The organism is Mesorhizobium sp. B2-7-3, from assembly GCF_006440715.1.
Lineage (GTDB): Bacteria > Pseudomonadota > Alphaproteobacteria > Rhizobiales > Rhizobiaceae > Mesorhizobium > Mesorhizobium australicum.
Genome location: NZ_VFTY01000004.1, coordinates 20,141 through 44,689, shown reverse-complemented (window position 1 = coordinate 44,689; position 24,549 = coordinate 20,141). Strand labels below are relative to the sequence as shown.

Sequence of the window (24,549 nt, the reverse complement as noted above, 5' to 3'; positions counted from 1 at the left end):
AGGCCGGCAGAGACAATACCGGGGCCGCTTGTGAACGAAAAGGGGCCCTGCGTCGCGCAGGACCCCTGCCTTTGTAACCGGGATTACTTCAGGTCTTCGGCCTTGATGTAGCCGGAGTCGACGACCAGGGCCTGGTAGTTCGACTTGTCGACCTCATGCGGCGTCAGCAGGATCGAGGGAACCACCTTGACGTCGTTGTTGTAGGTCTTTTCGTCGAGGCCTTCCGGCTTGCCGCCGGAGAGCACCTTGTCGACCAGCTGCACCGTGGCCTTGGCCAGTTCGCGGGTGTCCTTGAACACGGTCGAGTACTGCTCGCCCGAGATGATCAGCTTGACCGAGGCGGTCTCGGCGTCCTGACCGGTCACGATCGGCCAGGGCTGTGCGTCGGTGCCGTAACCGACAGCGCGCAGCGAGGCGGTGATGCCGCGCGACAGGCCGTCATAGGGCGACAGAACGCCATCGACGCGGCTGCCGTCCGAGTAGTTGGCCGACAGAAGGTTGTCCATGCGCGCCTGGGCGGTGGCGGCGAGCCAGCGCAGCGTGCCGACCTTGTCCATGCCGGTCTGGCCGGACTTGATCTTGATCGAGCCATCGTCGATCAGCGGCTGCAGGACGGAGATCGCGCCATTGTAGAAGAAGAAGGCGTTGTTGTCGTCGGGCGAGCCGCCGAACAGTTCGACGTTCCACGGCTTGGTGTTCGGGAAACGCTCCTTGAGGCCCTTGACCAGGGAATTTGCCTGGATCACGCCGACGCCGAAATTGTCGAAGGTGGTGTAATAGTCGACATTCTTGGTCTTCTTGATCAGGCGGTCATAGGCGACGACGACGACGCCCGCGTCGTTGGCCTTCTGCAGCGCATCCGACAGCGTGGTGCCGTCGATCGAGGCGATGATCAGCGCCTTCGGACCCTTGGTGATTTCGTTTTCCAGCTGGCTGAGCTGGTTGGGGATGTCGTCCTGCGCGTATTGCAGGTCGACAGTGTAGCCGAGCGCCTCGAGCTGGGATTTGACGGCGTCGCCGTCATTGATCCAGCGTTGCGAGGTCTTGGTCGGCATCAGCACGCCGACAAGACCCTTGTCGGCCGCGTGCGCCTGATAGGTCATGGCAGCGATGCCAAGGGCCGCCACGGCGGCCAGCGTCTTGATAATCTTCACATTACTCTCCCTGGTTGATGGACGCGACACCTCGGGGCTTCGCGGGCCGCGCAGCCAGACAGGAGCGCAAACGCGCCGCTGTCGGCATTATCGATCTCCGGTATCCTCCCAATCGGCTCCGCGACGTAGTTTCAATCGATACGATTTTGATCGCCACCGACCCTTGCGTCCCGGAACGCGCGAAGGGTGGGTCCCTTTGCCATAACTGTCAAATGCGATCTTTGGTGGTTGCTATACCGAAACCGGTATGATCTAGCATCCGGAAAGCAATCGGCGAGAAAGCTGGAGATCATGGGGGCATTGCGCGATCCAGATGCGATTCCAGTAAGTTACGAGAAGCTCCCGGGAGACGGTGAGACACTCCTGCGCAGTGGTTTGAGCTTGCGCCACATGCGCATGATCGCCGCCCTCGACGATCACGGACGGGTGAGCGCCGCGGCCCAGGTCATGAACATCTCCCAGCCGGCCGCTTCGCGCATGATTGCCGAGATGGAGGCGGTGCTCGACGTGAAGCTGTGCGAACGGCTGCCGCGCGGAGTGACCCTCACTCCCTATGGCCAGGCGCTTGCCAGGCGGGCCCGCTCGATCCTGCTCGAGATGCGCGAAGCCGACCGCGAGATTGCCGAGCTCAAGGCTGGCAAGGGCGGTTCGGTGTTCCTCGGCGCCGTGACCGCGCCGGCGATCGAATTGGCGGTGCCGGCGATCCGTGAAATCCGCCGCATCTACCCGCGCATCGAGATCACCATGCAGGTCGAGACGTCGAACGTGCTCGCCCGCGAGCTGATCGGCTCGCGCCACGACTTCATCATCGCCCGCATTCCCGACGACCTCAATCCACGACTGTTCGAATCCCGTGTGATCGGCGTCGAGAAGGCCTGCCTGATCGTGCGCCGCGGCCACCCGCTCGCCGGAGGCAATGTGGTGCGGCTGGAAGACACCGCTGCCTATGACTGGGTGTTCCAGTCGGGCGGTTCGCCCTTGCGTCAAGCGATGGAGAGCAACTTCCTGAACCGCAACATCGCGCTGCCGGACCGGATCTTGAACACCAGTTCGCTGCTGCTCACGCTGGTCATGGTCGCGCAATCCGATGCCATCGCGCCGGTCTCGGTGCAGGTGGCGAAGTTCATCCAGAACCCGGACGGGCTTGCCGGCGCCATCGATGTCGTCCAAACCGAATTCGACATCGAGGTCAGGCCTTACAGCCTGATCACCGTCAGGAATCGCGTACTGTCGCCGGCTGCCAAAATGCTGCATGATTTCATCCTGCGCGAAGTGGGGTGATGGAACGAGAACCGCTGCCGCGCGTTCAAACCGTTCGGCATGCGCGCTGGAGCCCGTTGCGGGCGAGGAAACGAGGTGTCGACGATTAACAACTCGGGAGGTTTTTATGGAACGTCGGTTGTTTCTTACTGGAATGCTTGGCCTCGCGGGGGCAGCGGCGTTTGCGAGCGTGGCCGGACCCGGCCGCGCGGTAGCCGGTGTTCCCCAGGGAAACGGAATTCTCGATGAACTGGACAAGCCGGATCCGGCTGTCTTCGAAGGGGATGAAGCGGTCGAGGTAGAGCAGGTCTCGCATCGCGACTGGCATTTTCGCCGCCATCATGGCCACGATGGCTACTGGCGTCGTCGCCACGGGCGTCGCCGCGGCTGGAGACGAGTTTGCCGCAGCTACTGGCGCCATGGCCGCCGCCGTACCCGCTGCTGGCGCGAGCGCGTCTGGCTCCGCGTATGGCTGTAGTCTCTTCTTGCTGACGCATAAGCCGGCCACCGCAGGTGGCCGGCACCTGTGTTCAGGCTCTTCAAGTCCGGCGTTGATTACCCAAACTGTAACGTGTTTGGGACTCGCACTTTTGCCTAGCTGCCGCCGAATCGGCGGAACCATATGAGCCTTTGTCCGTTGAAGCCTGTTTAAAGCGGAGCTTTGACCATGCCGAGGGACCATCAAGAAGAACGGCGTTCTGCAATCAAGATCATGCGTGCCGCGGAGAAGCGGCACGCATGAAGGGCGTCGCCATACTGACCGAAGCCCGCAGCGGCTCCGAATGGCTTGGCAGTCTCACGAACAGCACGGGATTGTTGGGCAAGTCGGCCGAGTGGCTCGATACGGCCAATCTGGGGTGCAAGCCGAAATCCTTCGATGACCTGATGTCCGCCGTCATCGATCGCGGCGGAACCGCAAACGGCACGTTCGCCGTGAAACTGTTTCCGCGGCATCTTCACTGGTCGCAGGCCAGATATGGAGTTGACTTCCTCGCTGAATGCAGCCGGCGCCATGCCATGGGCTTGGTCCTGTTGGAGCGGCGGGACCGCCTTCGCCAGGCGATTTCCTATTGCCGGGCAAAGGCGTCGGGGCACTGGAAAAGTACGATGGACGGCGCCGATCTGGTTCCGCGATACGACTTCGCCGGCATCTGCCAGGCCTATTTCCTGATCGAGCAGAGCTATGCCTTCTGGGAAGCTTACCTGCGGCTGGCCGACCTGGCATACGATCACTTTTTTTATGAGGATTTGTTGGACGATCCTCGGCCGTACGTTGCGTCGGTGGCCCGGCAGTTGTCGGTTGAAATGCCGGACGGAGAGTTCGAAACGAATTTACGCCTGCAGCGGGACGATCTCACCGAAGATTGGGCGGAGCGGTTCCGCAACGACGTCAAATCGGAAGACCTCCTGGCGCATCTGCCCAGGAAGGTGGCACCGCGGAACATCAACAATCTCGCCCGGTTCCTCCTCAAGAAGCAGATGCTAACCGGACAGGCCTAGGGGGAATCCCGATAGTGCTGCCAATCGGACAGGGGCCGGGCTAGGCAATCGGCTTTTCGCATCAAGCTGGAGCGGGTAGCGGGAATCGAACCCGCGCGTTCAGCTTGGGAAGCTGACAGGCTACCATTACATCATACCCGCGCTGCAGCCTCGTTATCATGACGGCATGGCCTCGGGCAATCGCAAACCGGTCTCACAAGGCGGGCTTCGCCAGCTCACCGGTGACGGTCGGCGTTGGTTCCCTGGCCTTTGCGACTTCGCCGCCGGCGGCGAAGCTCGGCCAGTATTTCGAGATGGCCAGCGTCGCGCCGGCGGAAGAGAAATGGCCATAGTCGAAATAGAGAAACTGCTTGCTGCCGGCATCCGCATAGGAGCAACCGGTTGCGTCGCACAGATAGGTGAGCGGGTCGATGAAGGTCGCGCCGTTGGCGAAGAGTTGCACCTGCTTGTTGATGTCGGGATCCATGGCCATCGGCCAGGATGTATTTGCGGCGCCCTCGTGTTTTGCAAAGAAAGCGATCTTCTGGACGTCGGCGATGAACTCCGGAGACTGGCCGATGACATAGACCTTGACACCCATGTCGCGCAGCCGGTCGATCGTCGTCTGCAGGCCGTCGAAGCCCCTGGCCTGGTAGTCGGTCCATCGACCGCTCAGGATCACCGCCTGGATGTTGGCATCGCGGATGATCGACAGCGCCCGTTCGTTGAAGCGGGTGCAGGCCGGCCGGGCATAGGAAAAATAGCTCAGGTTGGGTGGGCAGCCGGCATAGGTATATTGGACGACGTTGGCCTGGATTTTCTGCGCGTTGGCTTCCAGGCCCGATACGTAGTGAGCCGCGAAGGAATCGCCCCACAGCAGCACATTGGTGGCAAAGCCGTGCGTGCGCGTGCAGTCGGCAAGGTTCCAATCCTCGATCCGGCTCGCACCCTCATTGAAGCAGACACCGTTGCGCCAGTCGCCCACCAGGATCCGTTGCGTCGAGAAATCCGGGAACCGCTGCGGAAAGCCCTTGCCCAGCACACCGGCCAGACCGCCGACACACAGCAGGGCGATCGCCGTCGCCGAAAAGGCGAAGATCGGCAACGGGGCGGTGAAGGCCCGCTTCCGCCGGAAAGGCTGCTCGACATATTTCCACGAGAAGGTCGCCAGGGCGACGCTGGCCACCGTCATCGCGACGATCATCGGCACCGAGATGGCCTTCAGCGAGAGGTAGTGGACGAAGGAGTTGATCGGCCAGTGAACAAGGTAGAGCGAATAGGAGATGAGGCCGATCCAGACCATCGGGGCGAACTGAAGCACACGCGTGGCGAGGGGCACGGGTCGGTTCGCATGGTTCTGGCCCGCATAGATCAGCAGGGCCGTTCCGACGCAGGGAAACAGGGCGTTATAGCCCGGAAACGGGTCGCTCTCCGAGATCGTCAGGAAGCCGAAGCCGAGCAGTGCAAAGCCGGCCAAGCCGATCAGTTCCGTCGCCGGCCGGCTGGCAAGTGGCGGCGGCCTTTTCAGCATCAGCATGGCGCCCAGCGCCAGTTCCCAGATGCGTGTCGGCAGCAGGTAGAAGCCGGCGGTCGGCGCCAGCGTGGTCGCCATCACCGCCAGGGCAAAACTGCCGATGGTGATGGGCAGAAGTATCGTCAGCCAGCGCTTCGAGGCATAGCGATAGATCAGATAAACCAGGATCGGCGCGAAGATGTAGTACTGTTCCTCGACCGAAAGCGACCATGTGTGCAGCAGCGGCCGCAGTTCGGCGTCGATCGAAAAATAGTTCGTCGTCTTCCAGAAATAGATGTTCGACCAGAAGGTCGAGGCAGCGATCACGCTGAGGCTGAACTCGTGCAGGTCCGACGGCAGGAGGATGAACCATGCCGCGATGCTTGCAAGCAGGATGACGAAGGTCAGCGCCGGCAGGATGCGCCGTGCGCGGCGCCAGTAGAAGCGGCCTATCGAAAACTGGCCGCGCTCGAGATCATCCAGCAAGCTGCCGCTGATCAGATAGCCCGATATGACAAAGAAAATATCGACGCCGGTGAATCCCCCTGGGATGGCGGACACGCCAAAATGAAAGAGCACCACGGGCAGCACGGCAACGGCCCGCAGGCCGTCGATGTCGCGCCTGTAGTTCATTCGGACAGTCCGCGGCTCGCGGCCCGCCGATCTCGTGCGAAGCATGCCACGCCGCTCATGCGACGATGCCTTGGTTGTGCGAAAAATCGTGACGCCGTGGGGTTCACAGGCTCTCCTCTGCGAAACGATTTTGCTGCACTGCAACATGAGTGTCAAGCCGGAACGCCATGCTTTGGACGCCGGCGCAGCCGGTTTGGAAGCGGCCGGTCAGGTTGCCGGCAGGTAGATCACGGCATGGTCATCGGCATAGGCCCGCTTCCAGCCCAACTCGGCGAAGAAGGGGATGCGGGTATCCGCGGCTGTAAGCAGTGCCCAGCCGATGGCGTATTTCTTCAACTGCGCCTCGAGCAGGGGTTTTCCGCCGGTCTGCCCCGTCGCCTCATCCGCTTTCGTGAACCCGCCCAGGAACAGCTGGTCCGTCCTGCCGTCGACATAGGTCTTGATGTCGTGGAAAATCAATGTGCCGCCGAAATTGTAGGAATTCAGCACATTGCCTGCGAGGTGGTGATCCCTGGCGAACGCAAGGGCGCCGCTGGCTGATGTCTTTGGGCTCGGCGCGACCTGGTAGGCGGCGTTGTTGAGCGCAAGCATCGCAACGACCAGCGACACCGCCGTCGCGCCGCGGAGCAGATGGAACCGGCTGGCGAAGAATTTTTCCAGTCCGTCGCGCTCTTCTTTCAGCCAGGCGCCTGCGGACAAGGCGGGATATTGGCGCGCGACCTCGACCGCGACCACCAGGGGAACAAGCAGGAAGAACAGATAGACGAACCGCAGATGCGAAAGGTAGACGTGCAAGGTGAAGACGATGAACAACGCCTTCGCCCAGCCGATCCGTAGCCTCGATGTCAGAAGCCCGAAAAAGGCCAGCAGTATCGCGGCTTCCTGGAGGACCTGTTCCTGGGCATTGAACGGCCGCCACTCCAGGATCAGCGGCACCGCCTCATTGCCATAGGCGACGGTGAGCGTGGCCAGGATGGCCTGCACGCCATAAGGGTGTATCAGGCTGACCAACGGACAGAGCAGGCCAAACGCCACCCACTTCGCCAAAAGTGCGGGTTTCGACAGGCCGGTGCGCGCCAGGAGATCGAGGCCGGCGAAGCCGGCGATGATGAAGCTCAGGGTGAACGTGGCATGCAGGTTCGCCCACAATACGACCAGGCCGAGCAGCCAGAGCGGCGGCGCCTTCTCGTCCTGCGCGGCACGAAACAGCATCGTCGTCCAGACGACGATGATCGGCAAGGTGAAGACGTGCGGGCGCGCCGTATAGATCGGGCTGATCAGGAACGCCGCGACGAATGCCAGCGCTACGGCCAGGACCGGTTTCAGGTGCGCGCTGAGGAACCATCCCGACAGGAAGACCGCGAGACAGATCGTGCCGATGATCAGCGTGACCACGCCGTTCCAGCCACCCGCGCTGTAGGCAAGGGCCAGCAGAACCTGCCCTAGCCATTCCTTGGCGATCCACGGTTGGCCGGCAAAGGTGTAGGAATAGGTGTCGACGGTCGGAAGCGTTCCGTTTGCCAGGAAATCCAGCCCCACCTTGACATGCCACCAGCTGTCGGGGTCCTGCAGGGTTGCGCTGGCAAAGGTTGCCAGAGCCGTCGCCATGACACCGGCGCCGATCAGGCAGAATATCAGCCTGGCGCGCTGTGCGTCCTCGAGCGGCGAGAACACTGGAACGATTGCCTCGACCTTGTTCATGTCGCCGCTCCAGGGGATTTCATGTCGATCGCGACCAAGACAGTGTCCTTTGCCGCGCCGACGAAGACGAAACGGGCCGAGCCGAGATAGAAGAGGACCGAGTAGAGGCAGTTTCCCGCCAGGTGGACAAACGGATTTTCGACGATGCCGGCGGACATGGCGGCGACCACTATCGTCAGGTTTGCGGTATAAGCCACAACGAAGGCAAGCGCATACCGCACGGCCGTGCCGGAGCGAAAACCGCCCGCGCGGCCGAAGGTCCAGCGGCGGTTGAGGAAGAAGCCAAGGACAAGGCCGCCGGCATAGCCGGTCATGTTGGCGGCGATGTCGCCAAGGCCCAGCTTCAGCCCGGCCAGGATAAGACAATAGCCCAGCGCCGTGTTGAGCAGCCCGACCGCGCCAAACCGCAGCATCCGCGAAAAGCCGGCCGGAACAGCCGACCATATCCCGCCCATGGCGTGCCCGTTACCCACGGTCGACCCTACCTCAACGACGCGCCGCCCGTTTCACTATTTCCTGGAGGCGGTGGACCGGCAGGTCCTGGTCCTCGGCCGCCGCCTGGCTTCGTGAAACGATTTCGTTGACGAAATAAAGCGGTCGCCGCTTCGTCTCCATGTACATGCGGCCGAGATACTCGCCGAAAATGCCCAGCACCAGAAGCTGGACGCTGCCCAGGATAAGCATGATCGCGGCAAGGCTCGTCCAGCCCGGCAGAACATTGCCGATAGACCATTCGAACAGCGTATAGCCAAGCACGACCAGGCCGAGCAGGCCAAACATCATGCCCAGCAGCGAAGCGAAGCGCAAAGGCACGATCGAAAAGCTGGTCATGGCGTCGACCGCCAGAAGAACCATCTTCTTCAGCGGGTAGTGCGTTGCGCCGGCAAAGCGCCGCTGCCGTTCATAGGGAAAGGCGGCCTGCCTCAGCCCGATCCAGCTCACCATGCCGCGAATAAACCTGTAGCGTTCGGGCATCGCGATCAGATGGTCCAGCGCGCGCCGGCTCATCAGCCGGAAATCTCCGGAGTCCGGCGCGATCTCGACATCGACCATCCGGCCGAGCAGGCGGTAGAACATCGAGGCGGAGGCCAGCTTGAACCAGCTTTCGCCCTCCCGTTTTACCCTTTGGCCGTAGACCACGTCGAAGCCTTCATCCATCTTCGCCATCATCGCGCCAAGCAGTTCGGGCGGATCCTGAAGGTCGGCGTCGAGAATGAGGATGCGTTGGCCGCGGCAGAATTCCAGCCCGGCGCTCAAGGCGATCTGATGGCCGTAGTTGCGGGCAAGGTCGATGGCGACCACATGGTCGTCTTTTTCGGCCAGTTCGAAAACGGCCTCACGGGTTCCGTCGGTCGCTCCATCGATGACGAGCACGACCTCGTAGGAGAGGCTTTGCTCGAGGCATGCCGCGCTGACGCGTCGATGAAGCTCCGCCACGCCGTCGCGCTCATTGTAGCAAGGCACGACGACCGACAATATGGGTGCGCGGTGCGCGCCGATTTTTCCCGTTCCCACCAAAGCCTGGCTCCCGCTTTGGAATGGCAATAGCGGCAATTGGTTAGAAAACAGAAAACAGGTAAGCCGGGGTCGCGCGGCCGCCACGCTTTTGGCGGCGCCGATGGCACGTGTCACGAACGAACCGGCAGTTCCATGCGGATGCGGGCACCGCGCCATGAGCCCGCCAGGATCCGGCTTTCACCAGCTGCGGCAGAGCAGAGCGCCCTCCCGATGGCGCCCAACATCTGCCGCGGCTTATCAATTCCCCCGCACCGGCCCCTGGCGGCTTGATGGATGGCCGCCAAGCACGTATCTCTGCGCCGTGCCCATGAGTCGGGGCATCTCAATCGGGAGACGGCCTTGTCCGCACTGACGCGCTTTCTCGGCGACTCGCCGCTCAGGATTATTCTGAAGCTGCTAGTGGTATCCTTTCTCGTCGGCCTGGTTATGAACGCTTTCGGTTGGTCGCCGATGGACGTGTTCTACGGCATCCAGAAGTTCTTCATTGATCTATGGAATCTCGGCTTCCACGCCATCGACCGTTTCCTCGGCTACATCCTGCTCGGTGCCGCGATCGTCGTGCCGGCCTTCATCCTGCTCAGGATCGCCAACTACCGGAAGTGACCTTCAGGCATAGTCCGATGCGACCTCGAACAGGATGGCGTGGCGCGCGGCAAGTGCCGGCACATCGGTGGAATAGCCGCCGCCGATGACACCGCAGACGGGAATGCCGAGCGCCCGGAAATGGCCGATGACCATCTTGTCGCGGGCGCGCAGGCCTTTGTCGGAAAGCGACAGCCTGCCGAGCCGGTCCTCGGCATGGACGTCGACGCCGGCATTGTAGAAGACGATGTCCCAACGCGCCTTGGCCGACAGCTCCGGCAGGATGGTATCGAGCCTTTCGACATAGGCGGCGTCGCCCGTGCCGTCGGGCAGGGCGACGTCGAGGTCGGAGGCGATCTTGCGCACGGGGTAGTTGCGCTCGCCATGCATGGAGAAGGTAAAGGCGCGTGGCTCGTCGCCCAGAATATCCGCCGTGCCGTCGCCCTGGTGCACGTCGAGATCGACCACCAGGATACTGTGTGCCGCGCCCTCTTCAAGCAGCACCAGCGAGGCGACGGCGACGTCGTTGAAGGTGCAGAAGCCGGCGCCTTGCGCGCGCCGCGCATGATGGCTGCCGCCGGCGGTGTTGCAGGCAATGCCTTGACGCAAGGCAAGCCGCGCCGCCGCCACCGTGCCACCGGCGGCAAGCTGCGCGCGCAACGAGACGCGCGGGCCGACCGGAAAGCCGATCTCTCGCTCGATTTTTTCAGGGACTGAACAAGCGATGACCTGCTCGACATAATCTGCCGCATGGGCGAGCTTAAGCCACGACGCAGGCGCGGGTTCGGCTGTATTGAGCGCCCCGGCTCCGGCTAGGCCGCGTGCTCGCAGGGCCTCCATCAGCAGCGGATATTTGCTCATCGGAAAGCGATGGCTGGTCGCGAAGCCGGCGTCGTAGTCGGGATGGTGGACGATCTGCAGGGGCATGAACTGGTCGGACGGTTTCGCGCCAGAGCGGGATTTCGGTTGGCCGCCGCGGAAGGGCGATTGCGCGGTGGCCGGAAAATGGGGCACATCGGTTCCCCGATCAAGCCGCAAATCAGCAAGGCAGCAATCCTTTGGACAAGGGCGCCATCCCAACCGAAGCCAGGGCGTTTTCCGTCACCAACCGGTCGGTGCTTGCCATCGCCGTGCCGATGACGCTCGCCTATCTCACGACGCCGCTGCTCGGCCTCGTCGACACGGCTGTTGTCGGCCAGTTCGGTGACGCCGCCTTGCTTGGCGGCCTGGCCGCCGGCGCGCTGGCTTTCGACGTCGTCTTCACCACCTTCAATTTTCTGCGTTCGGGCACCACCGGTCTCGTCGCCCAGGCCTTCGGGCGTGGCGACGCGCTGGAGGAACAGGCGGTGTTCTGGCGTGCCGTGCTGATCGCGGTCGTTGCCGGCGTCGTGCTGGCAGCGCTTTCACCACTCATCGCCGTTGGCGGCCAGTGGTTCATGGACGCCGGGCCACGCGTCAGCGACGCGATGGGTGTCTACATCAGGATCAGGCTGCTTGCCGCCCCGTTCTCGCTGATCAACTACGCCATCCTCGGCTACGTGCTGGGGCGCGGCGAGGGCGGGCTCGGCTTGATCCTCCAACTGGTGCTGAACGGCACCAATATCGCGCTGTGCTTCCTGCTCGGCCTTGAGCTCGGCTGGGGTGTTTCCGGCGTCGCCTGGGCAACCGTCACCGGCGAATTCCTCGCCATGCTGCTTGGTCTCGCGATCGTGGTTCGCCGGTTCCGATCCACCCCGCCCTTGCCTCGGCAGCGCCTGCTCGATATGGGCGCCTTCCTGCGCATGCTGTCGCTCAACCGCGACATCATGATCCGCTCGTTCTCGCTGCTCGCCGCCTTCGCGCTGTTCACCCGCCAGGGCGCGCAGTTCGGCACGGTGACGCTGGCCGCCAATGCGGTGCTGATGAACTTCTTTCTCGTCGCCGGCTATTTCCTCGACGGGTTCGCCACCGCCGCCGAACAACTCGCCGGCCGCGCCGTCGGCGCGCGCTCCGAACAGCCCTTCCGGCAGGCGGTGCGGCTGACCCTGTTCTGGGGCCTTGGTCTGGCCGGTGCCGCGACGCTGGTGCTGCTCATGGCCGGCACCAACCTGATTGCCGTCGTAACGACGTCGCAGCAGGTCCGCGCCGTGGCCGACACATACCTGCCTTGGGCCGCGTTCACCGCGCTGAGCGGTGTGCTCGCCTTCCAGATGGATGGTGTTTTCATCGGCGCGACCTGGTCGCGCGACATGCGCAACATGATGCTCTTGTCATTCCTCGCCTTTGCCGCCGCGCTGATCACGCTGGCGCCCGCCTTCGGCAATCACGGCCTGTGGGCGGCGCTGCACGTCTTTCTGCTGGTGCGTGGATTGAGCCTGCTGACAATTCTGCGGCTGCGGATGCAAACCGCGTTCAGCTGAGCGGCTTCGACGCCCATCGGTCGAGATGGCTGTCGCGCAACTCGCGCATCGACCTGAGTTTTTCCGTCTCGGCAAAACGTGCCATTCCGGCGACGATCCGGCCCGGCAGCGCCGGTCCGCCATAGATCATGCCGGTGTAGAGCTGGACGAGATCGGCGCCGGCGCGGATCTTTTCCAGAGCCGTCTCCATTGAGTTGACACCGCCGACACCGATGATGGCCATTTCGGGCCCGAGCAGCTTGCGCATCCTGGCCAGCACGATGGTCGAGCGCTCGAATAGCGGCTTTCCCGAAAGCCCGCCTGTCTCCCGCGCGGCATCCTCGCTGCGCAGCGCCGGGCGGGAAATGGTTGTGTTGGAAACGATGATGCCGTCGATCTGCTTTTCGATGACCTCGGCGGCGATATCCTGCAGCTCGGCCTCGACCAGGTCAGGCGCGATCTTGAGGAAGATCGGCGGCTGCGCGGACGCTGCAGTGCGCGCGGCCCTGACCCGGGACAATAATTCGCCGAGCTGCTCGCGCGCCTGCATGGTGCGCAGGCCTGGTGTGTTGGGCGAGGAAATGTTGACGGTGAGATAGCTGGCATAAGGAGCAAAGCGGGAAACGCCGCTCTCATAGTCGCCGACGCGGTCGGTGCTGTCCTTGTTGGCACCAATGTTGACGCCGACGATGCCGCCGCGCCCCAAGCGCGCCACAAGCCTTTTTTCGGCGGCCGCATGGCCCTCATTGTTGAAGCCCAGCCGGTTGATGACAGCTTCATCCGATGTCAGCCGGAAGATGCGCGGCTTCGGGTTGCCGGCCTGCGGCAGCGGCGTCACCGTGCCGACTTCGGCAAAGCCAAAGCCGAGGCCAAGCAGCGCGTCGGGTACTTCGGCGTTCTTGTCGTAGCCAGCCGCCATGCCAAGTGGGTTCGGGAAATCGAGACCGCAAAGGCTGACCTTCAGCCTCGTATCGCGTACCGTCCGCGCACCGCCCGGCAGGCCGCAGCGCAGTGCCGCGATCGACAAGCCATGCGCGGTTTCCGGATCGAAGGTGAACAGCAGTTTCTGGCCGATCCGGTCGAGCACGCTCATTGCCCCTCCAGGGCCGGGAACTGGTGGGTACCGTCGGCCCCAAGCGGCAGCGGCTTGACCCAGAGCACCGCTTTCAGGTCGAGCACGCCGTAGAGGTGCGGAAACAGCGCGCCGCCGCGCGAGATTTCGTATTTCAGCGCATCACCCAGAACGGCCTCGTCGACGGCGACCAGCAGAAGGTCGGTCTGGCCCTGGAAATGCTTTGCCGCGGTTTCCATGGCCTGCGCCGCCGTCGAAAAATGGATGAAGCCGTCGGCGGTGTCGATCGGCGCTCCGGCGAAGCGGCCTTTGGCTTCGGCCTCGCGCCAAGGCGCTTGCGGAGTTATCTTGTAGATAATCTGTGACATGGTTGCGCTATAATCCGAACCAGTCGCGCGGGGAAGGCCACGCCAAGGGTCTTCCCCATTTCCGGCGCAAACATGCGATATTTGAGGCCTTGGCCATGGAGGACAACATGCGTCTGCAGCACATTTTGATCCCCGCCGCGCTCGTTTCGCTGGTCGCGGCTTCAGCTTATTCGGAAGAAACGGACCGCTACCGGCTGGAAAAGTCGGCCACCGGCTATATCCGCATGGATACGCAGACCGGCGCGATGTCGATCTGCGAGGAGCGTTCGGGCCAGCTCGTCTGCAAGATGGCGGCCGACGAACGCGCCGCCTACCAGGACGAGGTCGATCGCTTGCAGGCCTCGATGAAGGCGATGGACGAGCGCGTCACCAAGCTGGAGAATTCGCTCTCCGCCCGTCTCGAATCGAAACTGCCGAGCGAGGAGGATTTCAACACGACGATGAGCTACATGGAGCGCTTCCTGAAGAGCTTCATGGGCATCGTCAAGGATATGGACAAGGACAGCGGCGACGGCGCCCGGCCCAACTCGCAGAAGACCTGAGCGCCATAGACGAGGGAAAACGCGGCGCGCTGGCTTTGCCGCTTGAAAACAGTGCGCAGCCCCTCATAATCGTCCAACTGATCCCGCAAAAAGCAATAAATCGGGGATTCGGGGAGGGACATTTGCCGTCAGGCTATTCTTTCGTGATCGCCGACGATCATCCGCTGTTTCGCGGCGCGCTGCGCGAGGCGCTTGCCGGCATCGGCAATGTCGCCGCCATCCATGAGGCCGGTGATTTCGAAAGCGCCAAGGCGCTGGTCGTGGCCAATGAAGATGTCGATCTGGTGCTGCTCGACCTGTCGATGCCCGGCGCCAGCGGCCTCTCCGGCCTGATCTCGTTGCGCGGTATCCATCCTGCGGTGCCGCTGGTCGTGGTGTCGGCGCATGACGACCCGGCGACCATACGGCGTGCGCTCGATCTCGGCGCCTCCGGTTTCATCTCCAAGTCGGCCAGCATGGAGGAAATCCGCGGCGCCGTGCAGTCGGTGCTTGCCGGCGATATCGCGGCACCTGTCGGCGTCGATCTCGGCGTCGAACGCGATCCCGAAATATCGGACCTGATCAAACGATTGCAGACGTTGACCCCGCAGCAGACCCGCGTGCTCGGCATGCTGGCCGAGGGCCTGCTCAACAAGCAGATCGCCTATGAACTCGGCGTCTCCGAGGCGACGATCAAGGCGCATGTCTCGGCCATATTGCAAAAGCTCGGCGTCGACAGTCGCACCCAGGCGGTGATCCTGCTGTCCAAGATAGGCAGCGACCCGCTGCAGCCGGCGGGCTGAGTGCCGGCTGCTTGGCTCAGTCGGAACTTTTAACTTCGGCTCGCCGCATCGACCTGTTCCGATGCGCTCGCCGACATGTTCTGCGCCTATCTCGAAACCCTGGAGCACCAGGCCTGATTCAGGCGCTTCGACGTCACTCCGCCGCCCGCACCATCGGCCTGAACCTGGCCATCATCGAACGCAGCACCGCCGGCTTCAACGGCTTGTTGATCATCGGGATGTCGAGGCCTGCCGCGGCTGCTCGTACCTCGTTGGAACGGTCGGCCGTGACCAGCACGGCCGGCAGGTCGTCGCCGTGGGTGGCTCGCAGCCTGATAATGATATCGAGACCGGTTTCGCGGTCGAGATGGTAGTCGGCAAGCACGATGTCCGGACGGTCGATCGCGGCCCTCTCCAGATCCTCCGAGCCGGTCACCGTGGCGACATTGCAGCCCCAGCCCTCGAGCAGCAGCCGCATGCCCTCGAGGATACGGATGTCATTGTCGATGCACAGCACATGCAGGCCGGAGAGCGAAGCCGCCGCGCGGGCCGGCGCCCTGGTCTCGACCTCGCGTCGCGGCACCTGCGCGGCCGCCACGGGCAGGATGACGGAAAAGCGCGTGCCCTTGCCCGGGTTGGAGAAGATACGGATCTCAAGCCGCAACACCCTGGCGATGCGGTCGACGATGGACAGGCCAAGACCAAGACCTTCTGCTTCGCGTGCGCCTTCGTCCAGTCGGGTAAACTCATGGAAGACGGTGTTCAGCTTGTCACCGGCGATGCCAATGCCGGTGTCGATGATCTGGATTTCCGCCAGTTCGCCGTGCCGCCGCACGCCGACCAGGATGCGGCCCTGGCGGGTGTACTTGATGGCATTGGAAACTAGGTTCTGGATCAGGCGGCGCAAAAGGTTGCGGTCCGTCATCACGGTCAGTGAGGACGCAATGATGGTCAGCTCGAGCTTCTTTGCTGCGGCCATCGGTCGAAAATCATTGCCGATCTGGCTGAGCAGGCCGTCGAGGTTGAAGGCGGTATCGTCCGGCTTCATGGCGCCGGCATCGAGGCGCGAAATGTCGAGCACGGCGCCGAGAATGGTCTCGACCGATTCCAGCGAGGATTCGATGTTGATGGCCGCCTTGCCGGCCGGACCCTTGCCGGCCTTCTCGATCAGCGAGGAGCAATAGAGCCGGGCGGCGTTCAAGGGCTGCAGGATGTCGTGACCGGCGGCGGCAAGGAAGCGCGTCTTGCCGAGATTGGCCTCCTCGGCGAGCATCTGGGCCTGCGCCAGTTCCTCGTTGACCCGGGTCAATTCCTCGTTGACCCCAGTCAGTTCGATGGTGCGGGTCTTGACGCGCTGCTCCAGTGATTCATTGGCGCTTTTCAGCGCGAGATCCTGTTCGACGCGGCCGGAAATGTCGGCATAGGTGGCGACGATGCCGCCGTCAGGCATCGGGTTGGAGCGCAGTTCGAGGATGCGGCCGCTGGTCTTCAGCTCCATCTGCCAGGGGCTGACGAAGCTGGTCAGCCGGTTGAGCATCGTCACGCGCTGGTCGGCGGGAATGTCGCCGCGTTCGGCCAGATGGCGAAGGATCTGGTCGAGCGAAACGCCGACCTGGCCCATCTCGTCGGGCAGGTCGAACAGCGCCCGGTATTGGCGGTTCCAGCAGATCAGCCGGAAATCGCGGTCGAAGACGGTAATGCCTTGCTCCATCTGGTCCAGCGCGATCTGCAGCAGGTCGCGGTTGTGCTGCAGCGCTTCCGTGGCGTCGTCGAGCAGGCGGAAGGCGTCGCGGGATTCGCGGTCGTGGCGCCGGAACAGCAGCGACAGGATCAACCGTGCCGAGGAGGAGCCGACGGCGCTGGCCAAAAGCTGCTCGGAAAAGCGGATGACGTCCATGCTGGCCTGCTCGTTGCCATGCAGCGAGGTACCATTGCTCTTCTCGAAGGATTGAAACGACCGCTCGGTTCGTTCGACGCCGAGATAGCGTGCGATCGTATCCTTGAGGTCGTTGACGGTGATGGCGGTGCGGAAGCGGCGCAGGCTCGGCATCGGTCCGGCTTCGCGCGGCACGAAGATCGATGCCTGGATGCGCTCCAGCGGTACCGACGCGCGCGACAGTGACCCGAAGACGAAAAACAGCGCGTTGACCGAAAGGCTCCACAGCACGCCGTGGTTCAGCGGCTCGGCGACGGTGCCGAACAGTGCCTGCGGCCGCAGTGCCTCGAAGCCGAACAGTCCGTGGACGATGATGCCTGTATCGGGCGCGACGAGCGACGGGACCAGCAGCGTATAGCCCCAGACCAGGATGCCGGCGACCATGCCGAGTGCCGCACCCCGGCCATTGGCGCCGCGCCAGATCAGCCCACCAACCAGGGCAGGGGCGAACTGCGCGATCGCCGCGAAGGACATCAGGCCGATCGAGGACAGCCGGGCGCTGTTGGTGCTCTCGCGATAATAGAGAAAGGCGATGAACAAAAGGATGAAGATCGACGCCCGCCGCACATTGAGGATGAGCGTCGACCAATCCTCGTTCTCGGAGGTGGTCGTCCGCAACAGCCGGCGCACGAACAGCGGGATGATCAGGTCGTTGGAGATCATGATCGACAGCGCCACGCTCTCCACGATGACCATGGCGGTTGCCGCCGACAAGCCGCCGATGAAGGCGGCCATGGCCAGGAAATCGTGGCCGCTGAACAGCGGCAGCGACAGCACGTAAAGGTCGCTGCTCGTCCTCGCGCCGACCAGCGTCAGGCCGGCAAAGGCGATCGGCAGCACGAACAGGTTGATCGCCACGAGATACAGCGGGAACACCCAGGTCGCGGTGCGCAGTTCGGCCTCGCTGCGGTTCTCGACGATGGTGACGTAGAACTGCCGCGGCAAAAGGATGATGGCGAAGCCGCTCAGGCACGTCAGCACCAGCCAGGTGGCCAGCGATGTCGAATAGCCCATTGCCTGCCGCACCTGGCCATTCTCGGCCAGCCGGTCGAACATGTCGCCGGGGCCGCCGAAGATCAGGAAGGTGACCATCAGGCCGATGGCCAGGAAGGCGGCGAGCTTGACCACGGTCTCGACCGCCACCGCCAGCACCAGCCCATCCTGGTGTTCGGTGGCATCGGCATGGCGCGTGCCGAACAGGACCGCGAACAGCGCAAGCAGCATGGCGACGACCAGCGAGATGTCGCTGACAAACGGATCGAAGGATGGCGGCGAGCCCGTATAATGCTCGACCATCAGGCTGACCGAGCCGGAGATCGCCTTCAATTGCAGCGCGATATAGGGCACGGCGCCGATCGTGGCGATCAGCGTGGCGATGGCTGCCACGGTGAAGCTCTTGCCGTAGCGGGCGCCGAGGAAGTCGGCGACCGAAGTGATCTTCTCGGTCTTGGCCAGCCGCACGATGCGGTTGAGCAAGGGAAAGCCGAACACGAACACCAGCACCGGGCCGGTATAAATGCCGAGGAACTCGAGGCCGCGTTCGGAGGAAAGGCCGACCGAGCCGAAGAAGGTCCAGGACGTGCAGTAAATGGCAAGACTGAGCGCATAGATGAAAGGTCGCGCCCTGCTGGGCCCTGACAAGGCCGAGCGGCGGTCGCCCAGGCTGGCGATGGCGAACAGCAGCGTCACATAGGCGATCGCGATGATGACGATGAACAAGCCCTGCACGCCGGCAAGATCCTCCCTGTGCCGATTTCACCTGGCCGGGTCAGACGCAATCACAGCTTGGGCGTCAAGTCCATCACGGCTTTGGGCACCTGATTTCAAAGAGGTAACGCAGGGTAAGGCGAAACCGGTTGTTTTCTCCTTTTTGCCCATGTTGCAACTTGAGGTTTTTGTTATGGTGTCGCCGGGGCGGTGCTTCCGGGATGGGACGGCTGCGCGGCCCGCCATGATAAGGAGGGTCGAATGCTGAAAGAATTCCAGGAATTCATTTCCAAGGGCAATGTGATGGACTTGGCCGTCGGCGTCATCATCGGCGCTGCCTTCGGCAAGATCGTCGATTCCCTGGTCAACGACATCATCATGCCGATCGTCGGAGCGATCTTCGGCGGCTTGGACTTCAACAACTACTTCTTTGGGCTTTCCTCGGCCGTCAACGCCACCTCGCTGGCGGAAGCCAAAAAGCAAGGTGCTGTTTTTGCCTATGGCAGCTTCATCACCGTGGTGCTGAATTTCATCATCCTAGCCTTCATCATCTTCCTCATGGTCAAGGCCGTGAACAACATGCGCAGGCGCCTGGAAAGGGAAAAGCCGGCTCCAGCGGCCGCGCCACCGCCGGCCGATGTGCAGCTTTTGACCGAAATCCGCGATCTGCTGGCCAGGCGATAGACGGATAGGGTTCTTCTGGACCAAAACCCCGGTCGTTCGCGGCCGGGGTTTTCTGTTTTCGCATCTGGTAAACAGCACCTGCGAACGCCCCGAGACAATGGACCTGCCCATGACCTTGATCCAGACCCTGCGCCCCGAGGCCCTGGCCGCGCCCGAAAGCGGTATCGTCGCCGTCGTCAACTATGGTAGATTGCGCGAAGGCCTGATCCCGCTTTGGGCCGGCGAGGGCGACCTGCCGACGCCGTCCTTCATCACCGATGCGGCGTCGAAGGCGCTGGCCCGCGGCGAGACGTTCTACACTTGGCAGAGGGGCATTCCCGATCTCAGGCAGGCGCTGGCACGCTACTACGAAAGGCACTTCGCCAAGACCTTCGCCGAGGAGCAATTCATCGTCACCGGCTCCGGCATGCATGCCATCCAGTTGGCGCTCGATGCGCTTGCGGGAGCCGGCGACGAGGTGATCTACCTGTCGCCCGCCTGGCCGAATTTCGACGCCGCCGCCGCCATCGCGGGTGCCGTTCCGGTGCCGGTCACACTCGACCATTCCGGAAATGGCTGGTCATGCGACGTCCAGAAAATAGCGGCGGCGGTCACACCGCGCACGAAGGCGTTGTTCATCAACACGCCGTCCAATCCGACCGGCTGGACCGCCGATCACGAGACCTTGCGGGCGATCCTCGATCTCGCCCGCGCCAAAGGCCTGTGGATCATCGCCGACGAGATCTATTCGCTGTTCCACTATGGGCACGGCCGCGCGCCGTCCTTCCTCGACATCGCGGAGGCGGAAGACCGCATCCTGTTCGTCAACAGTTTCTCCAAGAACTGGGCGATGACCGGCTGGCGCGTCGGCTGGATCAAGACGCATCCAGGCCTGCAGCAGGTGTTCGAGAACCTGATCCAGTATTCGAACTCGGGCGTCGCCCAGTTCATGCAGCGCGGCGCGGTCGCGGCGCTCGACGAGGGCGATGCCTTCGTCGCCGAACAGGTGGAGCGGGCGAGGCAAGCGCGCGACCTGGTCTGCGGTATTCTGGGCGAAACCGGCAAGGCGCGCTTCACCGTGCCGCAGGGCGCCTTCTACCTGTTCTTCACCGTCGACGGCATCACGGACTCGCGGGCAGCCGCTTTCGAAATCGTCGACAAGGCCAATGTCGGCCTGGCGCCCGGCACCGCCTTCGGGCCCGGTGGCGAAGCGTTCCTGCGGCTGTGCTTCCACCGCCGGCTCGACCAGCTCGAGGATGCGGCAAACCGGCTGGCAAGGTGGATGAAGACTGTCTGAGCTCTGACGAAGCCCGAATTGAAAGCCGCGTCAGCTGGCCGTCGGAGTAGAGTTTCAAACGGGCTTCAGCCGCCCGACTTGGGCACCAGCAGTGGAATGATGCGGTCGCTCTTGGTCACTGAGGGCCGTCCCGCCGAACCGTAGGGGATGCCAAGCGCGTCCCAGGTTTCGACCAGCGCGTCCTGCAGTTCGGCGATCAGCGCGTCGGAATGGAACGGCGTCGGCGTGATACGCAGCCGTTCGGTACCGCGTGGCACCGTCGGGTAGTTGATCGGCTGGATGTAGATGCCGTGGACGCCGAGCAGGCGGTCGCTCGCCATCTTGCAGAGTTCAGGATCGCCAACCAGCACCGGCACGATATGTGTCGGCGACTCCATCACCGGCAGACCGGCCGCCGACAGGATCTGCTTGGTTCGGCTCGCCTGCTGCTGCTGGGCGTCGCGCTCGGCCTGCGAGCGCTTCAGGTGACGGATCGAGGTGGTGGCCGCCGCGGCGATCGCCGGCGGCAGCGCGGTGGTGAAGATGAAGCCCGGCGCGTAGGAGCGCACCGCGTCGATGACGGCGCTGGTGCCGGTAATGTAGCCGCCCAGCGTGCCGAACGCCTTGGCCAGCGTGCCTTCGATGATATCGATGCGGTCGGCCAGGCCTTCGCGCTCGGTGATGCCGCCGCCGCGCCGTCCGTACATGCCGACGGCGTGGACCTCGTCGATATAGGTCATGGCGTTGTAGCGTTCGGCGAGTTCGACGATCTCCTTGATCGGCGCGATGTCGCCATCCATCGAATAGACGCTTTCGAAGACGATCAGCTTGGCGCGTTCGCGCCCCGCGGTCTGCAGCAGGCTTTCCAGATGCGCGACGTCATTGTGGCGGAAGATCTTTTTCTCGGCGCCCGAGCGCCGCACGCCTTCGATCATCGAGGCATGGTTCAGTTCGTCCGAGATGATCAGGCAATTGGGCAAAAGCCGCGCTATGGTCGAGATCGAGGCCTCGTTGGAGACGAAGCCGGAGGTGAATACCAAGGCGGCTTCCTTGCCGTGCAGGTCGGCCAGCTCATGCTCGAGCTCGACCAGCGGGTTGGACGTGCCGGAAATGTTGCGGGTGCCGCCGGCGCCCGATCCCATCTTGCCGGCCGCGTTCTGGAATGCGGCGATCACGTCAGGATGCTGGCCCATGCCGAGATAGTCGTTGGAACACCAGACGGTGATTTCCTCGGCGCGGCCGTTGGAACGCCAGACGGCGCGCGGAAACTTGCCCGCGATACGCTCCAGGTCGGCGAAGACGCGGTAGCGACGCTCGGCATGGAGCTGATCGATCGCTTCCTCGAAAAACCGCTGATAGTTCATGTCGACTTCCCAATTTTGCGCGGCATCATAATCATTGGCCTTTTGGCCGTCCACCGGGCCATTTTGGTCAAAATGCCACGCCCCGCACCTGTTCCTAACGTTGGCGGATCGTGGCCTATTCCGCTTCACGACACGCTCAGTGGATCACTTTTGTTTCCGCATGATGCCACATCAAGTGAACGCCGGTTACCTCTCGTTCTAATGGTCATGCGCCGGGCTTTCCAGTAAGGCGGTTGTTGAGACAGTTTCCGATAAATCTTGGGTAAGCGAGGACTTGGGATGACGGTTTTGGTGACAGGCGGCGCCGGCTATATCGGCAGCCATATGGTCTGGGAATTGCTGGATGCAGGCGAAAGCGTGGTCGTTCTCGACCGCCTTTCCACCGGCTTCGAATGGGCAGTGGCGCCGGAGGCAAAGCTGATTGTCGGCGATGTCTCCGACAAGGAATTGGTCGGCGGGATCATCCGGGACAATCATGTCGACGCCATCATCCATTTCGCCGGCTCCATCGTGGTGCCGGAATCGGTAGCCGATCCGCTCGCCTACTACGAGAACAACACCTCGAAGACCCGCACGCTGATCGAAACAGCGGTCCGCGAAGGCGTGCCGAATTTCATCTTCTCCTCGACAGCCGCCGTCTATGGCGGCGCCGGGCTGGAGCCGGTGCGCGAGGATGCCCGCCTGGCGCCGGAATCGCCCTATGGCCTGTCCAAGCTGATGAGCGAGTGGATGCTGCGCGACGCGGCCCTTGCGCACGACATCCGCTACACGGCGCTGCGCTATTTCAACGTCGCCGGCGCCGACCCGAAGGGCCGCACCGGCCAATCCACTCCGGGCGCCACCCATCTGATCAAGGTCGCCTGTGAGACCGCGCTCGGCAAGCGACCCTTCATGCAGGTCTTCGGCACCGACTATCCGACGCCGGACGGCACCTGCATGCGCGACTATATCCACGTCAGCGATCTGGCCGCCGCGCATCGCCTGGCTTTGCAGCGGCTGCGCGCCGGGGGCGCCAGCCTCGTCGCCAATTGCGGTTACAGCCATGGCTATTCGGTGCTCGAGGTGATCGAAAGCGTGCGGCGCGCCTTCGGCCATGATTTCGAGGTCAGGATGGGCGACCGGCGTCCCGGGGATGCCGCGGCGGTGGTTGCGAATTCCGATCTCGCCCGGTCGGAACTGGGCTGGACCCCGCGGCGCGACGATCTCGACCAGATCGTCAACGACGCGCTGGCCTGGGAACGCATCCTGACCAGCAAGAACTCCGCGCGGGGCTGAGCGCGCTTTCCCCAGGGGCTCACAAGCCCAGGGCTCGCAAGGCGCGCGGCGACGCGCTATGCAAGTATCCGCGACACGTGTGGAGGCGGTGCCGCGAAGAGCTTTGGGGGATGGTATGAAGATAACGGTGCTTGGAGCCGGCGTCGTCGGTACGGCGGCAGCCTACTATCTGGCCGCCGACGGTCACGAGGTCACCGTGATCGAGCGTCATGCGGCGCCGGCGCGAGGCACCAGCCAGTCGAATGCCGGGCTGGTGTCTCCAGGTGACGCCACCGCCTGGGCCTCGCCGGCGGCACTCAAGACGTTCCTGCGCGGGCTCTACAATCATGATCTCGGCATCAAGGTGCGGCTGCGCTTCGATCCCTATTTCCTCGCCTGGAGCCTGCGCTTCCTTCGCCAGTGCACGGTGGCCCGCCTGCGGGCCAACAGCCAGGTCAAGCTGCGGCTGGCGCTCTATTCGCGCGACTGCATCAACGCCATATCCGCCGACACCGGCATCCACTACGACGAGCGCAAGAAGGGCATCCTCTACTTCTTCCGTTCGCAGCACAGTCTCGACACCGGCACCGACAATTACCGCTATCTGGCCGAGCATGGCCTGCCGATCGAGATCGTCGGCCGCGACCGGCTGGTCGAGCTTGAACCAGGTCTTGCCGGGGTGAAGCAAAAGATCGCCGGCGGCGTCTACTCGCCGATCGACCAGACCGGTGATTCCCGGCAGTTCGTGGAAAACCTCGCTGCCTATGCCGCCGAAAAGCTCGGCGTGAGATTCCTTTATGGGACGACGGTCGAGCGCCTCGATATCGAGGGCGACCGGGTGCGCGCCGTGATGACCTCGGCCGGACCGATCGCCGGCGATGCGGTGGTCATATCGATGGGGCCGGAGAGCGGCCTGCTCGGCCGGCGCTACGGCATCGACCTGCCGGTCTATCCGGTGAAGGGCTATACCGCGACGATTCCGCTGGAGGATGAGAGCAAAGGCCCGACCATGGGCGGCGCCGACGAGGATCAGCTGATGGCCTATTCGCGCCTCGGCAATCGATTGCGGTTGGCTTCGACCGCCGAATTCACCGGCTTCGACCGCACCCACAAACCCAGCGACTTCGCCACCATGTTCAGAACCGGCAAGGACCTGTTCCCCGGTGCTTTCGACGAGAGGAAGGCCGAGCTATGGGCGGGCTTGCGGCCGATGATGCCGAACTCGGTGCCGGTCATCGGCCAGGCGAAATACCGCAACCTTTATCTCGACACCGGCCACGGCCATGTCGGCTGGACCATGGCGTGCGGCTCGGGAAAATTTCTCGCCGACCTCATTGCCGGCCGCAAGCCGGAGATCGACCCGCAAGGCCTGGTCTACAGGGGATAGG

The 24,549-nt window shown here is 63.3% G+C and carries 21 protein-coding genes and 1 tRNA gene; 10 read left to right on the top strand and 12 right to left on the bottom strand.

Annotated features, from left to right (window positions below; genetic code table 11):
• Positions 1-83: 83 nt before the first annotated feature.
• Positions 84-1,154 carry a multiple monosaccharide ABC transporter substrate-binding protein gene (gene chvE / locus FJW04_RS10425; RefSeq protein WP_015319282.1) on the bottom strand — a complete coding sequence of 357 codons (1,071 nt, stop codon included), beginning with the start codon at positions 1,152-1,154 and terminating at the stop codon, positions 84-86.
• Between the two features lie 291 nt (positions 1,155-1,445).
• Here chvE and FJW04_RS10420 point away from each other — a divergent pair, with 291 nt between their 5' ends.
• Positions 1,446-2,435, top strand: a complete 990-nt coding sequence (locus tag FJW04_RS10420) for a LysR family transcriptional regulator (protein ID WP_140713977.1) — start codon at positions 1,446-1,448, stop codon at positions 2,433-2,435.
• 85 nt (positions 2,436-2,520) lie between these two features.
• Here the strand turns inward: FJW04_RS10420 and FJW04_RS29920 are convergent, their stop codons facing one another.
• On the bottom strand, positions 2,521-2,787 hold the full coding sequence (locus FJW04_RS29920; protein ID WP_181171003.1) for a hypothetical protein: 267 nt from the start codon (positions 2,785-2,787) through the stop codon (positions 2,521-2,523).
• Between the two features lie 365 nt (positions 2,788-3,152).
• On the opposite strand from FJW04_RS29920, the gene FJW04_RS10410 reads away from it, so the two are divergent.
• Entirely contained in the window at positions 3,153-3,914 is a 762-nt protein-coding gene (locus FJW04_RS10410; protein WP_140614736.1) for a Stf0 family sulfotransferase, read from the top strand.
• 67 nt (positions 3,915-3,981) lie between these two features.
• Here the strand turns inward: FJW04_RS10410 and FJW04_RS10405 are convergent.
• The 5 genes from FJW04_RS10405 to FJW04_RS10385 form a co-directional block, all read right to left on the bottom strand.
• Positions 3,982-4,055, bottom strand: a tRNA-Gly gene (locus tag FJW04_RS10405).
• 52 nt (positions 4,056-4,107) lie between these two features.
• A complete protein-coding gene (locus tag FJW04_RS10400; protein ID WP_140660689.1) occupies positions 4,108-6,039 on the bottom strand; it encodes an acyltransferase family protein in 1,932 nt (643 codons plus the stop codon).
• A 207-nt stretch (positions 6,040-6,246) separates the two neighbouring features.
• Positions 6,247-7,740, bottom strand: coding sequence for a hypothetical protein (locus FJW04_RS10395; protein ID WP_140713975.1), 1,494 nt, complete (start codon positions 7,738-7,740; stop codon positions 6,247-6,249).
• On the bottom strand, positions 7,737-8,213 hold the full coding sequence (locus tag FJW04_RS10390; protein WP_224588043.1) for a GtrA family protein: 477 nt from the start codon (positions 8,211-8,213) through the stop codon (positions 7,737-7,739). Before FJW04_RS10390 ends, FJW04_RS10395 begins: the two co-directional genes overlap by 4 nt.
• A gap of 13 nt (positions 8,214-8,226) precedes the next feature.
• Complete coding sequence (locus FJW04_RS10385) at positions 8,227-9,255, bottom strand: glycosyltransferase family 2 protein (RefSeq protein WP_140660691.1); 1,029 nt, start codon at positions 9,253-9,255, stop codon at positions 8,227-8,229.
• Between the two features lie 342 nt (positions 9,256-9,597).
• Between FJW04_RS10385 and FJW04_RS10380 the strand changes: the two genes are divergently transcribed.
• Positions 9,598-9,861, top strand: a complete 264-nt coding sequence (locus FJW04_RS10380) for a DUF6460 domain-containing protein (RefSeq protein WP_023770995.1) — start codon at positions 9,598-9,600, stop codon at positions 9,859-9,861.
• 3 nt (positions 9,862-9,864) lie between these two features.
• Here FJW04_RS10380 and FJW04_RS10375 read toward each other — a convergent pair whose 3' ends face one another.
• Entirely contained in the window at positions 9,865-10,767 is a 903-nt protein-coding gene (locus FJW04_RS10375) for a histone deacetylase (protein WP_140660692.1), read from the bottom strand.
• Positions 10,768-10,898: 131 nt separating this feature from the next.
• On the opposite strand from FJW04_RS10375, the gene FJW04_RS10370 reads away from it, so the two are divergent.
• Positions 10,899-12,239 carry an MATE family efflux transporter gene (locus tag FJW04_RS10370; protein ID WP_140713973.1) on the top strand — a complete coding sequence of 447 codons (1,341 nt, stop codon included), beginning with the start codon at positions 10,899-10,901 and terminating at the stop codon, positions 12,237-12,239.
• Here the strand turns inward: FJW04_RS10370 and FJW04_RS10365 are convergent.
• Both FJW04_RS10365 and FJW04_RS10360 read right to left on the bottom strand, forming a co-directional pair.
• On the bottom strand, positions 12,232-13,311 hold the full coding sequence (locus FJW04_RS10365; protein WP_140713971.1) for a quinone-dependent dihydroorotate dehydrogenase: 1,080 nt from the start codon (positions 13,309-13,311) through the stop codon (positions 12,232-12,234). The two genes, FJW04_RS10370 and FJW04_RS10365, sit on opposite strands and share 8 nt — an antisense overlap.
• A complete protein-coding gene (locus FJW04_RS10360) occupies positions 13,308-13,658 on the bottom strand; it encodes a DUF952 domain-containing protein (RefSeq protein ID WP_140713969.1) in 351 nt (116 codons plus the stop codon). Before FJW04_RS10360 ends, FJW04_RS10365 begins: the two co-directional genes overlap by 4 nt.
• Before the next feature lie 107 nt (positions 13,659-13,765).
• Here FJW04_RS10360 and FJW04_RS10355 point away from each other — a divergent pair, with 107 nt between their 5' ends.
• Together FJW04_RS10355 and FJW04_RS10350 are read left to right on the top strand one after the other, a co-directional pair.
• The gene (locus FJW04_RS10355; RefSeq protein WP_015319249.1) at positions 13,766-14,200 is read left to right on the top strand and encodes a hypothetical protein; all 435 of its coding nucleotides are present in this window, start codon (positions 13,766-13,768) and stop codon (positions 14,198-14,200) included.
• 122 nt (positions 14,201-14,322) lie between these two features.
• Positions 14,323-14,982 (top strand): response regulator transcription factor, encoded by a 660-nt coding sequence (locus FJW04_RS10350; protein WP_015319247.1) that lies wholly within the window; start codon positions 14,323-14,325, stop codon positions 14,980-14,982.
• Between the two features lie 133 nt (positions 14,983-15,115).
• Here the strand turns inward: FJW04_RS10350 and FJW04_RS10345 are convergent, their stop codons facing one another.
• Positions 15,116-18,625, bottom strand: a complete 3,510-nt coding sequence (locus FJW04_RS10345) for a PAS domain-containing hybrid sensor histidine kinase/response regulator (RefSeq protein WP_140713967.1) — start codon at positions 18,623-18,625, stop codon at positions 15,116-15,118.
• A 240-nt stretch (positions 18,626-18,865) separates the two neighbouring features.
• Here FJW04_RS10345 and mscL point away from each other — a divergent pair, with 240 nt between their 5' ends.
• Entirely contained in the window at positions 18,866-19,288 is a 423-nt protein-coding gene (mscL, locus tag FJW04_RS10340) for a large conductance mechanosensitive channel protein MscL (protein WP_015319245.1), read from the top strand.
• Between the two features lie 109 nt (positions 19,289-19,397).
• Complete coding sequence (locus FJW04_RS10335) at positions 19,398-20,564, top strand: pyridoxal phosphate-dependent aminotransferase (RefSeq protein WP_140713965.1); 1,167 nt, start codon at positions 19,398-19,400, stop codon at positions 20,562-20,564.
• 65 nt (positions 20,565-20,629) lie between these two features.
• Here FJW04_RS10335 and hemA read toward each other — a convergent pair whose 3' ends face one another.
• Positions 20,630-21,907, bottom strand: a complete 1,278-nt coding sequence (hemA, locus tag FJW04_RS10330; protein WP_140713963.1) for a 5-aminolevulinate synthase — start codon at positions 21,905-21,907, stop codon at positions 20,630-20,632.
• Between the two features lie 279 nt (positions 21,908-22,186).
• Between hemA and galE the strand changes: the two genes are divergently transcribed.
• The gene (gene galE, locus FJW04_RS10325; protein ID WP_140713961.1) at positions 22,187-23,182 is read left to right on the top strand and encodes a UDP-glucose 4-epimerase GalE; all 996 of its coding nucleotides are present in this window, start codon (positions 22,187-22,189) and stop codon (positions 23,180-23,182) included.
• Between the two features lie 115 nt (positions 23,183-23,297).
• Positions 23,298-24,548, top strand: coding sequence for a D-amino acid dehydrogenase (locus FJW04_RS10320; protein ID WP_140713959.1), 1,251 nt, complete (start codon positions 23,298-23,300; stop codon positions 24,546-24,548).
• The last annotated feature ends 1 nt before the right edge of the window (position 24,549 follow it).